12 protein-coding genes and 2 riboswitches are annotated in these 13755 nt (G+C 37.3%); of the genes, 5 read left to right on the forward strand and 7 right to left on the reverse strand.

Annotated features, from left to right (window positions below; genetic code table 11):
* Positions 1-223 precede the first annotated feature (223 nt).
* Positions 224-1042 (forward strand): ZIP family metal transporter, encoded by an 819-nt coding sequence (locus JKP73_RS07915; protein ID WP_021291888.1) that lies wholly within the window; start codon positions 224-226, stop codon positions 1040-1042.
* Between the two features lie 268 nt (positions 1043-1310).
* Here JKP73_RS07915 and pabB read toward each other — a convergent pair whose 3' ends face one another.
* The 3 genes from pabB to JKP73_RS07930 are packed head-to-tail and all read right to left on the reverse strand — an operon-like array spanning position 1311 to position 4887.
* Positions 1311-3062 carry an aminodeoxychorismate synthase component I gene (gene pabB, locus JKP73_RS07920; protein ID WP_021291887.1) on the reverse strand — a complete coding sequence of 584 codons (1752 nt, stop codon included), beginning with the start codon at positions 3060-3062 and terminating at the stop codon, positions 1311-1313.
* A 35-nt stretch (positions 3063-3097) separates the two neighbouring features.
* Positions 3098-3718, reverse strand: coding sequence for an anthranilate synthase component II (locus tag JKP73_RS07925; RefSeq protein WP_188944138.1), 621 nt, complete (start codon positions 3716-3718; stop codon positions 3098-3100).
* 56 nt (positions 3719-3774) lie between these two features.
* On the reverse strand, positions 3775-4887 hold the full coding sequence (locus JKP73_RS07930; RefSeq protein ID WP_021291885.1) for a methionine biosynthesis PLP-dependent protein: 1113 nt from the start codon (positions 4885-4887) through the stop codon (positions 3775-3777).
* A gap of 86 nt (positions 4888-4973) precedes the next feature.
* Positions 4974-5073: riboswitch (SAM riboswitch) on the reverse strand.
* A 141-nt stretch (positions 5074-5214) separates the two neighbouring features.
* Between JKP73_RS07930 and JKP73_RS07935 the strand changes: the two genes are divergently transcribed.
* Complete coding sequence (locus JKP73_RS07935) at positions 5215-5937, forward strand: copper homeostasis protein CutC (protein WP_234447080.1); 723 nt, start codon at positions 5215-5217, stop codon at positions 5935-5937.
* 200 nt (positions 5938-6137) lie between these two features.
* Here the strand turns inward: JKP73_RS07935 and JKP73_RS07940 are convergent, their stop codons facing one another.
* From JKP73_RS07940 to JKP73_RS07950, 3 genes are all read right to left on the reverse strand, one after another.
* Entirely contained in the window at positions 6138-6665 is a 528-nt protein-coding gene (locus JKP73_RS07940; RefSeq protein ID WP_021291883.1) for a hypothetical protein, read from the reverse strand.
* Positions 6666-6747: 82 nt separating this feature from the next.
* A complete protein-coding gene (locus JKP73_RS07945; protein ID WP_038245474.1) occupies positions 6748-7797 on the reverse strand; it encodes a C45 family autoproteolytic acyltransferase/hydrolase in 1050 nt (349 codons plus the stop codon).
* Positions 7798-8018: 221 nt separating this feature from the next.
* Positions 8019-8162 carry a hypothetical protein gene (locus tag JKP73_RS07950; protein ID WP_200411104.1) on the reverse strand — a complete coding sequence of 48 codons (144 nt, stop codon included), beginning with the start codon at positions 8160-8162 and terminating at the stop codon, positions 8019-8021.
* 154 nt (positions 8163-8316) lie between these two features.
* Between JKP73_RS07950 and JKP73_RS07955 the strand changes: the two genes are divergently transcribed.
* The 3 genes from JKP73_RS07955 (at position 8317) to JKP73_RS07965 (ending at position 11912) form a co-directional block, all read left to right on the forward strand.
* The gene (locus JKP73_RS07955) at positions 8317-9570 is read left to right on the forward strand and encodes a YeeE/YedE family protein (protein ID WP_038245471.1); all 1254 of its coding nucleotides are present in this window, start codon (positions 8317-8319) and stop codon (positions 9568-9570) included.
* Positions 9571-9818: 248 nt separating this feature from the next.
* Positions 9819-11153: an alkaline phosphatase gene (locus JKP73_RS07960; protein WP_051170075.1), complete on the forward strand. Its 1335-nt coding sequence runs from the start codon at positions 9819-9821 to the stop codon at positions 11151-11153.
* A 72-nt stretch (positions 11154-11225) separates the two neighbouring features.
* Positions 11226-11912: a hypothetical protein gene (locus JKP73_RS07965; protein WP_021291878.1), complete on the forward strand. Its 687-nt coding sequence runs from the start codon at positions 11226-11228 to the stop codon at positions 11910-11912.
* Positions 11913-11931: 19 nt separating this feature from the next.
* Here JKP73_RS07965 and JKP73_RS07970 read toward each other — a convergent pair whose 3' ends face one another.
* Positions 11932-13443, reverse strand: coding sequence for a multicopper oxidase family protein (locus JKP73_RS07970; protein WP_200411105.1), 1512 nt, complete (start codon positions 13441-13443; stop codon positions 11932-11934).
* Between the two features lie 158 nt (positions 13444-13601).
* A riboswitch (SAM riboswitch) is annotated at positions 13602-13705 on the forward strand.
* The last annotated feature ends 50 nt before the right edge of the window (positions 13706-13755 follow it).

Below are 13755 nucleotides of genomic sequence, written 5' to 3' on the forward strand. Positions count from 1 at the left end.
TTGAACTTCGTGCCATACGGTATTATTTATGTAGATCTCAATTTAATTATGTATGGACAAACAATAGGAAGGTAACAGTTAGCATATCATGAATCAAGTTTCTAGAAATTGCGTTCATCCACTTGAAAATTACTTGTTACTAGGAGTAAGCTATGTTTGTAACCGAAAAGGGTTAAATGGTAATAATTAATAGCATATAATGGGTATTGAAAAAGGAGCGTAGATGATAGTGGAATATTTCTTATCTTTGCATCCAGTGGCACAGGCAGCTGTTGCAACGCTATTCACTTGGGGAATGACTGCACTTGGTGCTGCTTTGGTTTTTACAACAAAAAATTTTAATCAACGATTATTAGATAGTATGCTTGGATTCGCTGGCGGTGTCATGATAGCAGCAAGTTTTTGGTCACTGCTTTCTCCAGCATTGGATATGGCAGAAGAGAGCGGGACAGTACCGTGGATCCCAGCTGCTGTTGGGTTTATGCTTGGTGGCATATTTCTGTGGGGAATTGATAAGATACTGCCGCATCTGCATCCGACATCTCCAATGAAAGAAGCGGAAGGAATACATGCAACAAGGAAGAAACGTAGTACTTTGTTAGTTTTAGCAATAACATTACATAATATCCCAGAAGGATTAGCGGTAGGTGTTGCCTTTGGTGCAATTGCACAAGATTTGTCTACTTCTACCATGGCGGGAGCAATCGCATTAGCTATTGGTATTGGGATACAAAACTTTCCTGAAGGGCTTGCGGTATCAATGCCACTGCGGAGAGAAGGAATGTCTCGACGAAAAAGTTTTATGTACGGGCAGTTTTCCGGTATGGTAGAACCAATAGCCGGTATTATTGGAGCTGTTGCAGTTACATTTATTCAGCCATTATTACCATATGCATTAAGCTTTGCTGCGGGTGCGATGATATTTGTTGTTGCGGAAGAAGTTATTCCAGGATCACAAGAAGAAGGTAATAAAGATCTTGCATCTATGAGTTTAATGGTCGGGTTTACCATCATGATGATACTAGATGTCGCACTTGGATAGGGACATAAAAGAGAGACAACACAGTAATTTAGCTAAATAATAATCCAAACGATTATCTGCATATACATAGTTATATTCGGATAGTAGTTTGGATTATTATTGTTTTTTTATGGTGGTGATTACCTCAAGGAAAGGGAAGCATTGGCCATGAAGCATAGTACATGAACTGCTGCTGCGGAAACAAAAAGCGTTAATTACTACTACTACCTAGCCCATAGAAAGCATGCCGTATTATTTAACAGGTTAGAGCTATTCTTTCCAGACATTTTTATATCATCTGAACTGGAACCCATTGCCTGACACTATTAATCATCCATATGTTGCTTATTTGTGACAGTTCCTCCAAGTGAAGCACTTTCTCTTTTATTACTCCTTCATCCAATAGCTTCTGTCGAAACGTCCCCGCTAATAATCCACACTCAATAGGAGGGGTATAAAACATACCTTTCATTTCAACTACTAAGTTTCCAATTGTAAATTCAGTTAATTCTCTCTGATCATTCCATAATAAAACGTCAGATACCTGAGGTTGTTTGGATAAAAAGTCATGGTACATCGAACGATTCGTCGTTTTATGATAATAGAAAATATCCTGATTATTAATAGGAGAATCTGCTAAAGTTGCATATGTTATTAGATTCGAATGGTCTTGTGAAAATATTTGGTTTTCAATTAGGATGGCTCCGTTTTTTGATACGCGCACGCGTATTTTATAGCTTCCATTTAGATGTGTCTGAGCAATATTTTGTAATTGTTGGGTTAATTCATTGATATCAAGTGTAAAGTTAAAATAGGCAGCGGAGGATTGAATCCGAGCTAAATGATAATCTAATAAAAAGAACGTTCCATTCGATAATTTTATCGTCTCAAGTAATTCAAACGTAGATTCTTGTTTTTGCAAGAAAAGAGCTTTTGTAAGTGTTTCTTCATATTCATCTTCTGAATTAGAATCCCAAGTAATTCCACCACCGACACCATATGTAGCATCCCCAGTTGAATTATCTATTAGCACAGTACGAATTGGTACATTAAATACAGCTTCTTTCTCCGGGGTAATATAACCAATCGTGCCACAATAAACATCTCGTGAAGAGGATTCTACGTCATGAATTATTTTAGTTGTATTAATCTTTGGAGCTCCGGTAATGGATCCACATGGAAATAACGCTTGGAAAATAGGAACAATATCAATATCATCTTCTACCATAGCAGTAACAGTTGAGGTCATTTGCAGAACAGTTGGGTACCGTTCAATGGTAAATAACTGTGGTACCTGTACACTTCCAGGTTTAGCAATGGCACCTAGATCATTACGCAGTAAGTCTACGATCATTACATTTTCTGCACGATTTTTCTCAGAATGATGAAGCCAATTTGCTAGTTCAGCATCTTCTTTCTGCGATCTCCCTCTTCTGATCGTTCCCTTCATTGGTTTTGTTGTGATTTTTCCATCCTTTAAATGAAAGAATAGTTCTGGTGAAGAAGATAAAATGGAATGCGAACCAATGTTTAAATATGCGGAGTAATTGGCAGATTGTGCTTGTTTCAACTGCTGATAGTAGCCAAGTGAATCACCATAGAAGTTACTCTTTAAGCGGATGGTATAGTTTACTTGATATGTTCCCCCATCTTCAATATGGTTTTTAATTTTGGTTATGTTAGTTTGGTATTCCTCAACGGATGTAGTCGGTTGCCATTCGTCGATAAAGTAATTTCCTGTCTCTATTACAGGTTGCTCTACAGGTTTATTAAATATTCCAAACCATAACAATGGCATGTTATACGTTTGATGCACATGAAATGCTGATTCAAATGCAGGTGCTGCTTCATAGGAAAGATAACCAGCTGCATAATATCCAGCGTCTACATATGCTTGGACAGATTGTAAAGCAGACATAACCTCTGTATCTGTAGAAGTTTCAATAATGGCTATTGGGTCTTTGAATAGTAAAGGATGTTTCTTACTGGAATCGGTTAAAAAATCAAATAATAGGAACGGTTGGGTTTTATTTGGTTGCATGTAGTATCTTCCTTTTTATACAATCTATGTTTATATCAGGGTTGCAAGGTATTAGCAAAAATTTTTTCTGACAGATATGTGGATGTTTGCGAATGCGTTACGAAAAAATTTTGCAATAATAATAAGCCTTGATCAGACAGAATAGATTCTGGATGAGCTTGTATGCCTTCAATCGAATATTGTTTATGCCGAATAGCCATGATTTCACCATCCATTGTTGTAGCACTGATATCAAAACAATTAGGGAGGGAGATATCATTGACAATTAATGAATGGTATCTAGTAACCCGAAGCGGATTATTTAAATTTGTAAATATCCCTTGATTATCATGATAAAGCTCTGATACCTTTCCGTGCATCGGTTGCTGCGCTTTTTGAATCGCTGCTCCAAAAGCTTGCGCAATAATTTGATGACCTAAGCAAATCCCGATAATCGGGATCTCTTGATGTAAAAAATGTACAAGGTCTAAACAAATCCCTGCATTATCTGGTGTTCCTGGTCCAGGTGAAAGGAGAATTGCTGAAGGCTGTAATTGTCTAATCTCTTCTATTGTAATGGCATCATTTCGTATAACTTTTACTTGATGATCAAGTTGTTTTACATATTGAACAAGGTTAAATGTAAATGAGTCATAATTATCGATGACGAGAATCATAGTTGTTCCTACTCTCTTATTTACTACTTTAAAGGTATTATAGCAGATTTAGCTAATTACGCATAAGCTTGTACAGCATAAAGTGCTTGCTGCAAATCTTCAATAAGTTCGTCTGCTTGTTCAATACCAACAGAAAAACGCAATAGGCGATCGTCAATACCTCGTTTTATCCGTTCTTCTTTTGGAATATCTGCATGGGTTTGGGTCGCAGGGTATGTAATAAAGCTTTCTACTCCTCCTAAACTTTCCGCGAATATAATTAATTGAAGCTGTTGCAAGAAGTGATCAACCCACGCACTATTGTGAAGCCGGAAGGATAACATACCACCTTTTCCAGGGTATAAGACATCATTAATCATTGGATGTTCTTCTAAAAAGGAAACCATTGCTTTGGCATTTGATTCCTGTTTTTCAATACGTAAAGCTAATGTTTTTAACCCCCTTATCAGTAACCAAGAATCGAAAGGGGATAGTACTGCCCCTGAGGCATTATGGAAATTAGCGAGTTTTTCACATAGGTCTTTCCCTTTTGCGATCACTAAACCAGCTAACACATCGTTATGCCCTCCAATATACTTGGTTGCACTATGAATAACAATATCCGCTCCTAGCTCAAGAGGACGTTGTAATAATGGCGTATAAAAAGTATTATCAACAATGAATAATAAGTTGAATTGTTGTGCAACTTTTGCAATATGCGCGATGTCCATTTCTTGCATTAGAGGGTTAGTGGGTGTTTCGATAAAAATTGCTTTCGTCTTTTGTGAAATCCGTTGTTTAGTTTCCGTATCATCTTTTAAATTTGTATACGTTGTTTTAATATCGTAAGCTTCTGCATAATGCTGTAACAACCGATAAGTTCCGCCGTAAACATCATCCAATACTAGTAATTCATCACCAGCACGAAACAATGAAAATACTAATTGAATTGCAGCCATACCAGAACTACAGGCGTAACCATGATCACCTGATTCTAAGTTTGCTATGCCTTCTTCCAGTAAGGATCGAGTAGGGTTTTTTGTTCTTGTATAATCATAACCTGTTGATTGACCTAGACCTTGATGCTGGTATGCTGTAGATAGGTAAAGCGGAGGATTTACTGCTCCTGTTTTTTCGTCGCTTTTGTTCCCCAATTGTACTAACTCCGTTTCTATACTTCTTTTTTTCATGTATAATCATCCCTTCATTTCAACAAATAAAAACCCTCTTCTCACGGATTAAGAAGAGGGTTTTTGTAGTACAATAGATTTAACTCTTCTTATCTTTATGCTATGCTGCATCTGGAATTGGCACAGTACTAAAAGTCTGCTGCCGAGGCTTCAAAGGGCCAGTCCCTCCACCTCTCTGGATAAGAATACAGTATATAATTGTTGAAAATAGATTACATGGGTTTAATGCAATTGTCAAGGTTGCTTGTAGCATTTATTAGGAATAAGAATCATGATAAGATAACAGAGGAAAAGGGATTGCTATTTTTCAAATATACTTAGAAAAGGTTGGAGAGATTGATGTTAGAAGTGATTGTTCAAAACGGTGAGGAAGCAATACATGCTGAAAATTTTGGTGCTAATCGATTAGAACTCGTAACAGCTATAAGTGAAGGTGGTTTGACACCCAGTTATGGTACAATCAAACACGTACTAAAGAACGTATCTATTCCAGTTCAAATTATGATCCGCCCGCATAGCTATCATTTTAATTATACCTCTTCTGATTTAGAGATTATCATCGAAGATATAAGACAGCTTGCTAAACTAGGGGGATTAAGAATCGTGTTTGGGGCTGTAACAGCTGATTATAAAATCAATACTGCAATTCTAGATCAAATAATACAAGCAGCACCGAATATAGATATTACCTTTCATCGTGCATTTGATGAAGTCGAAGATCAAGTGAACGCCTATTACACATTAACCCAATATAAACAACATGTAAAAAGAATTTTAACATCTGGTGGAAAGGAAAATTGCCAAGCCGGTCAAAATAATTTGGAATCATTAGTTAACCTTGCAAACCAATTACAAGGTCCTGAAATCATGCCAGGGGGAGGCTTGACACCTTCTAATCTGGAACCTATTCATAAGCAAGTACAAGCAGGTCAATATCATTTTGGCAGGTCTTTAAGAATAAAGGGAGATTTCAAGCATTCATTTGATCCGTTAAACTTTAAAAAAGTTGTTAATGTATTAAATAGTTCATATAAACAAGAGAGGAACTAAAATTAATTATTAAAGCGGAATAAACATTCTATTCTATATATCGGAAATAGGCCATGTACTTCGTGGAACATCTGCTGCTAAGGTGAAGGATCCTCGGGTTCTTGGTGTTCATAGGAGTCATGCCTATTTTATTTGCTTTGATTTTACGAACAAGGTACAGTCGATTTTTTAGCTAGATGCTTTTTCTCTCCCGTTTACTTCTAAAATAATTGTAGGAAGTAGTTATAGGATTTGAGCTGTTCTTCAAACGAAGCTACTGGGAAGAACGACCACCCCATCTGTCTCATGTATTCTTCATAGTTATCCTGAATGGTAAGTTGCTGTAGCGCCATCTGGACATGTATATGTCGCACATTATCATTTTTCATCATTAATGCAGACAAATAATTTGTATTTGACATGTTTTTAGCAGAAGTATGTGATTCCATAGCGATCCATTGATTCGTTTCATTCAAAGCTGTGGGCGACATAGCATGTAATTTTTGAGAAATAACATCGGCTTCACTTGGTAAAGGGGGCAGTTCCACTAGTTGCGTTTGGTAAGGGTTAATTAAAGCTAACATAACTAGCACATGATTGTATAACACAGAGGATTGCATTACAAGTATATCTTTTAATATTTGATCTGTTGCCAAGTTATTATAGTCTTGTAACTTATGTAACGCACCTTTATGAGCAGTCAAGTGTTCAGTCATTAATCCAAGGTCGATTACGGGTAACTGATTCATATAGAATCACCTCTCCTTATTAGATAGGTATCTTTATACATTATGTTGTTTAGAACAATATATTCGACCTTGATAGGAGGATTTATAAGTAATCCATATTGACAAATGCGTGTGTAGTTTCTAATTGACCTTTCAATTGCTTCGCATGTATATCAGCTCCTTGCACCCAATTTTCTAAATTAAAAATGAGTGGTTTGCGATCTCCACCTAAAGCAAACCATGCTTTTCTTACCTCTGGAAAGTACATAGCGGTATGCAATGTTCCCGCCCAAGCACCATACTTTTTGGAAAAAACTCCTTTATCGGTATCGTTTAACATTCGGAAAGCATGATAAGGTTTTATTGCATCAGCTTGAAGCGTTTGTATTGCTTGATACCTTTGGAAAGAATCATCCATACGATATCGGTTTTCATCCGTTAGTTGTTCAAAATGGTTGGTACATATATTGGATTTTTGCAGAGCGATTGACCGAGGTGATGCTTCAATAATAATTGATTGCCTGTTGCGGTCAATGACACAATAACTAAATGAATGGCGATGGGGAATTTCTTTTAGTAACGAGATCGCATCTCCGATCGTTGCGCAATTTTCTAATACGATTCTACCAATCATATTACATAGGAAACCATCTTGTGATTTTTTACGGTTTATAAAGTTATACCCCATTGCAAGTCCTTTCTCATTCATTCCATCTGTTCTTCCTGTAATTTGCATTGTCGGCCCAATTGTAGCAAAGCCATGATCTGTAGGCTGGTAGATAGCGTATCGTCCTTCATAAGAAGAAGGGTCGTTATCATAATTTCGAACCAGATAATGAGAACCCGTGTATATGGAGCAGCCACTCCTGCCGTATTCTAAATAATAGCCTCCAAAATCTTGGATCGCATCTTCCATTTTCATTGATAAAGCATCTGCTAGACCTTTTAATTCCTCCCAAATACCAGGGGCGAAATGATGTAACATTTGTTTAACCGTATTTATATCAACAATAAAATGCCGAAATTTTTGGGATTCCCATTGGATTTTACGATTGTGCAAAATGGGAGATTGCTTAAGCAATTTCCCTTGGTAAACACCGTAATCATAGTGTGATCCGCGAAATTGAATAACATCACTATATACTTGTTTCATTACAGTCTCCTCTAAAAAGATAGTATGGTTAATTGAATGAAACACCTTGAGTTTACTTTATTATAAAGAATAAGGATATGAATATGCTTATTGAATGACAAAAGGTGAGCTTTGCTTATCATGGAGTTGCTTGTTTGTCTATAGAATACAAAAAAGTTGCCGAGCCTATTAAACTGTACTCGACAACTTGTTCAACTTACATAGAAAACAGGTGATAAATATTAATCTTTACGCTTTTGTTCATTCGCCTTATTATTAAATTCATTCTCACTTGCAAATTCAACATCACCACGTTGTTTATTATGCTTATTTCGATTATTTTGTTTACCTTTATCTTTGTTTCGATTCTTATTTTCCTCAGACATACCAAAACCTCCTAAAGTTAAGAATAGGTATAGCATGTCCGAATAAAAAAAAGCTATGCAAATACGGCTTGAATTCTTTTGTTGACACAAAACGTAACACCAGTTATGATAGAAAAATAAATCTGACTAATTTTATCAGAAAAGGATGTTTTGGATGACAACAAAGGTTCAACCGATCAATGAAGTAAAAGATCCAATCCCTAAAGACAATACGGGGTTAAATAAATCACAGACGCCATTAATTATTGGCGGATTAGTTGTAGCAGCACTTCTGTTAATCTATTTACTAGCTACACAGCAAGTTGCTCAACCTTTGCTCTTAGTAATTGGGCTCTTGCTTGGATATACACTGTTCCATGCGCGTTTTGGTTTTACTTCTGCTTTTAGGAGATTTATGTCGGTAGGAAATGGGCAAGCACTTCGTTCCCATATGCTTATGTTGGCAGTAGCGGTAACATTATTTGCGCCTATATTAGCGTTTGGATATTCCTTCTTCGGAGGAGAAGTAGCTGGATACGTATCACCAGTTGGTGTAAGTCTCTTAGTAGGAGCATTTATGTTTGGAATTGGTATGCAGCTTGGAGGAGGCTGTGCCTCAGGTACGCTGTATGCTGTAGGTGGTGGACGTTCCGTTATGTTTGTAACCTTATTGTTCTTTATTGTTGGCTCGACAATTGGGGCAAAGCATTTAACATTTTGGACAGAAGACTTACCATCATTCGAACCAATTTCTCTAGCAACCTCAACTGGACTTGGATATGGGGGAGCATGGATTGTATCCATTGCATTATTTGGTTTAATCGCGTGGATTACATTAGTTGTAGAACGAAAACGAAAAGCCCCTAAAATGGCACCAGTACCTTCAACGAAAGGGTGGAAACGCATCTTCCGCGGATCTTGGCCACTCTTTGCTGCGGCAATTGTATTAGCAGTTTTAAATGCATTAACATTAATGACTCGTGGTGCCCCGTGGGGGATTACCTCAGCATTTGCACTTTGGGGTTCAAAAGTAGCTCAATTCTTTGGAGTTGACGTTACCAGTTGGGGGTATTGGCAAGGTGCCAATGCTCAAGTACTAGAATCATCTATCTTTGCAGATTCGACAACAGTGCTTAATTTAGGTGTTATCCTCGGTGCTTTTCTAGCTTCTGCAGCGGGTGGATTATTTAAATTTACGAAATTAAATCTAAAAAATATAGCTGCATCGATTATTGGTGGTCTTTTAATGGGATATGGTGCAAGATTAGCATTTGGATGTAATATTGGTGCATATTTTGGTGGCATAGCATCCTTTAGCTTACATGGGTATGTATGGGGAATACTCGCCTTAGCTGGGACATTTATTGCGCTATATCTTCGACCATTATTTGGACTATCCGTTCCAAAATCTAAGGACTCCTTTTGTTAAAAGTAGAATTGAACTATCGCAAAATTATTTTGCGGTAGTTTTTTTCTTTCATACCACTATGTTAGCGCTTTCTTCGAGATGGATAATTTGATCCAGGAAGAAATTCCCTTTAATTTTTACGTTATTTTTATATACTTTTAATCATAGATTAATAGATTCTCAGTAAGATATGGGTGGACAAAATTAGTAAAGGAGGAAGTATCTTGATTAGTAAAGGGTCTAGAAAAAAAATACTATCTGTTGCTGTTATGACAACTTTAGTATTCGGAAGCTTTGCTACAAGTAGTTTAGAAGTTGAAGCTAAGTCGTATAAGTCGAATCAAGGCAAGGTGAAAAATGTTATTTTTTTGATCGGTGATGGAATGGGTCCTGCCTACACGACAGCATATCGATCGTTCAAAGACAATAAAGACCCATATGTTGAAGAGACAGCATTTGATAAACATTTAGTAGGGATGCAGCAAACGTATTCTTGGGATCCAGAAGAAAGTATTACTGATTCTTCAGCAGCAGCCACTTCCCTATCTTCTGGAATCAAAACCTATAATGGTGCAGTTGCTGTTGATATGGAAAAGAATGAAGTGAAAACCGTATTAGAAGAAGCTAAAGATCGAGGAAAAAGTACTGGTCTTGTATCTACATCTCAGGTAAATCACGCAACCCCTGCATCTTTTGGTGCACATGATGAATCACGTAATAATTATAATGATATCGCAGATGATTATTTCGATGAGAAAATTGATGGCCAGCATAAAGTTGATGTTATTTTAGGCGGTGGAACATCTTACTTTGAAAGGGAAGATCGAAATCTAGCAGAGGAATTTGAAGATGCTGGATTTAGTTATGTTCATACCAAAGAAGAGATGCTAGAAGATGATAATGAGCAAATTCTTGGACTTTTCGCCCCTGTTGGCCTTGATAAAGCGATCGATCGTCCAGAAGAACAGCCAACATTGGAAGAAATGACGGATACGGCATTAAGCAAATTGAGTGAAAATAAAGATGGCTTTTTTCTGATGGTAGAGGGAAGCCAAATTGACTGGGCAGGACATGATAATGATATTGTTGGTGCAATGAGTGAAATGGAAGACTTTGAGAAAGCTTATCAACGGGCAATTGAATTTGCTAAAAAGGACAAGCATACATTAGTTATTACAACTGCAGATCATTCTACAGGTGGATTGACTATGGGAATCGATGGGGAATATAAATGGGATCCAACGCCATTGAAAGCAGCGAAGCGTACTCCGGATTACATGGCAGCTGAAATTAGTGAAGGTGAAGATGTTGAAGATGTCTTAGAAGAATATATTGATTTAGATTTAACCGAAGAAGAAATTGATTCAGTAGAAGATGCGGCTGAAGAGGAGGATACAACAGAAATTGACAATGCAATTGAACGCATTTTTGATCTTCGCTCTGGTACAGGTTGGACTACTGGTGGACATGATGGTGTAGACGTCAATGTTTATGCTTATGGCCCTCAATCAGATCAATTTATCGGTTTACATGATAACCACCAGGTCGGTTTAAAAGTTATTGATATACTGAAAAACGTTCGGAGCGTAAAACCGCATAAATAAAGGTAGTTCTAGACCCCATTATGCACAATATGGGGTCTTTTCTATCTAACGGATGAGGAGGTTTAACTATCTATGTTAAAAGGGTTATATGCTGTTCTTGCATTTATTTTGATCCTATCCGGATGTGCCAAGCAGGAGGAAAATGCAGAGGCTGAAAATAAGCAAAATCAAACGGAATCAATCGACATGGAAGAGGAAGAAAGAACAATTCAAGAGGTCAATGATGATCGTGATTATGTTGATAATCCACAAGCTCCTGATACACGCTCACTCAATGAGATTGGTGACCAATTTGAAGACGAAGATGGGAATATTACGCTTGAAGCAATCACAGATTATCAAAAGATGCATAGCATAGGGCCTATTCAAATGAGTATTCGTGATGTAAAGGTCGTGAATTTTTCCCCAGCAATGCATTTAGTTGATTACTTTCATGGTTTTACACATAACGAGGAAAATTTTAACTATATTAAAATGTACGTAACAATTGAAAATACGTCTGATCAAATGGTTAATTTTGCACCTGTATCGATATTGGAAACAGAAGCAGGAGAGAAAAAAGATTTTGAAGATGATTTTTACTTACAAAATCTTTATGGAGATCTCTCCGCTGGTCAGAAAAAAACAGGAGAACTCGCTTTTATTTTAGAAGAGACAAATATAGAACAAATTGGAACTATATCCTTAATCACCAGCGATGTCTTTGATAAGGAAAATCAATCCATTGAACAAGGAAAAGAAATTACAATTGAATTTTAGTAACGCGGTCACCTACTAGTTAGTCTCGCTTTTGTATTAAAAAAGGACGCATCATATCGTAATCTTCATGTTCCAAGATATGACAATGCCAAACGAACTTTCCAGCATAGGGGGAAAAAGTTGCGATTAGTCTTGTAATCTGTGCCGAAGGGGCAGCTATTGTGTCTTTCCAACCTCTTTCATTAGGTTTTGGTTTGACGGCTGATCCGGTATACACGATGCTTCCATCTTGATTGAATTTCTCCAGGTTAAAGGGGGTACGATCTAGAACCTGGAATTGAACAAGATGTAAGTGAATCGGGTGTGTAAAGCCTGTCACATTAATGATAGACCAAATTTCAGTAGAGCCAAGTTTCGGTGTTTCTGAGATCGGATCATCCCAGTATTTATTGTCCAATAATAATAAAGGCCTACCAAAATCATCACTCGCACCTACCAGTTTTAAATTTCGTATGGCTGATATAGGCTTATCTTTAAGGGAGGGGATAGATGATAAGTGCTTTGGAATGATTGTCGAATCTTTTCCCTTTAGAGGCAAGCGAACATTAAACTGCATAATATCCCCTGTCTCATCTTCGGGAGTGTTGATAGAACCGAGGTCATTTCTTAAAATTAATGATTTTCCTTGGTATTTCCTAAAATCAATAATTACGTCAATTCGTTCTGCTGGTTCCATTGTGATGCTTCTTGCTACAACGGTTTTTGAGAGGAGCCCGCCATCTGAACCAATTTGATACATTGGGTCTCCAGATTCAAGAGATATCGTATAGGTGCGTGTGTTGGAGGCATTAAGGATTCGGAACCGATATTTTCTTGGTTCTACATTCAGATATGGCCAAATTTTTCCATTCACTAGAATCTTGTCACCAGTAAATGCTGGTAAGATGGAAGGAATCGGTAAGTTAGCAGGTGGATTTTCCGGTCCCACCGGATAAAATAGCGATCCATCATTATTAATGGTCTTATCCATTAAAATAAGCGGGATTTCATATTCATCTTTAGGGATATTTAATCTTTTTTCTTGCTTGCCTCGGATAATATACATGCCGGCAAGACCAGCATAGACATTCAGCCTCGTTATCCCCATGGCGTGGTCATGATACCAAAGAGTGGCAGCACGTTGTTTGTTGGGATAGGAATATACTTGATGGAGAAATTCTGGACCAACCTTCTTGAAATTTCTGGAAAACCAAGCTTCTGGATATCCATCATTCTCCGGTTTTGTCACACTCCCATGTACATGCGTAACTGTTCGAACTTCAGGATGGTTAGCGATATGGTGAATTGATTTGTCCACTGGAAGTAAATGATTATCGGGCAAATGGTTTTCCCATTTTATATGGAGTTCTTCTCCTTCATTTACTTCAATAGTAGGACCAGGAAATTGGTTATTGTATCCCCAAAGCCGTGTTGGTTTTAAGTCCCTGTGTAGCTTTTGTCTAAACTCCTCCATACGCATTTCTAAATAGGAACCTTGTTTTTTTATCGTTTGCATTATTGGTAGCTCATCTATAAATTTTTTCAATTTCATTTCATTACCTCCTCAAAACTAGGTAGTAATACAGTAGATGAAACTTATCTCTATAAGGGTTGGGCGATTATCCTAAAATAATGAAAGGGCGAGAAGAAGTTACATTTCCCTCTTGATTTATCAGATTAATTGGAATACAATATAGTAACAAATGAATCATCTTATCAAGAGAAGCTGAGGGAACTGGCCCGAAGAAGCTTCAGCAACCTCTGTTTACTCAGAAAGGTGCTAAATCCAGCGAGTGTATCTTGGTAGATAAGAGCGGAACGAATATAATTGTAAGAGCCCTCTTTTTCCTATCAGAATGAGAGG

Origin of the sequence: Virgibacillus salexigens (assembly GCF_014905415.1) — a bacterium.
Classification (GTDB): Bacteria; Bacillota; Bacilli; order Bacillales; family Amphibacillaceae; genus Virgibacillus; species Virgibacillus salexigens.

What these genes read in the sequence shown, in the direction of transcription:
- JKP73_RS07960 (WP_051170075.1), top strand. Translation starts at nt 9,819, where the DNA reads ATGACAACTTTAGTATTCGGAAGCTTTGCTACAAGTAGTTTAGAAGTT.
- JKP73_RS07970 (WP_200411105.1), bottom strand. Translation starts at nt 13,443, where the DNA reads ATGAAATTGAAAAAATTTATAGATGAGCTACCAATAATGCAAACGATA.
- JKP73_RS07940 (WP_021291883.1), bottom strand. Translation starts at nt 6,665, where the DNA reads ATGAATCAGTTACCCGTAATCGACCTTGGATTAATGACTGAACACTTG.
- JKP73_RS07930 (WP_021291885.1), bottom strand. Translation starts at nt 4,887, where the DNA reads ATGAAAAAAAGAAGTATAGAAACGGAGTTAGTACAATTGGGGAACAAA.
- JKP73_RS07955 (WP_038245471.1), top strand. Translation starts at nt 8,317, where the DNA reads ATGACAACAAAGGTTCAACCGATCAATGAAGTAAAAGATCCAATCCCT.
- JKP73_RS07925 (WP_188944138.1), bottom strand. Translation starts at nt 3,718, where the DNA reads ATGATTCTCGTCATCGATAATTATGACTCATTTACATTTAACCTTGTT.
- JKP73_RS07945 (WP_038245474.1), bottom strand. Translation starts at nt 7,797, where the DNA reads ATGAAACAAGTATATAGTGATGTTATTCAATTTCGCGGATCACACTAT.
- JKP73_RS07950 (WP_200411104.1), bottom strand. Translation starts at nt 8,162, where the DNA reads ATGTCTGAGGAAAATAAGAATCGAAACAAAGATAAAGGTAAACAAAAT.
- JKP73_RS07965 (WP_021291878.1), top strand. Translation starts at nt 11,226, where the DNA reads ATGTTAAAAGGGTTATATGCTGTTCTTGCATTTATTTTGATCCTATCC.
- JKP73_RS07915 (WP_021291888.1), top strand. Translation starts at nt 224, where the DNA reads ATGATAGTGGAATATTTCTTATCTTTGCATCCAGTGGCACAGGCAGCT.
- pabB (WP_021291887.1), bottom strand. Translation starts at nt 3,062, where the DNA reads ATGCAACCAAATAAAACCCAACCGTTCCTATTATTTGATTTTTTAACC.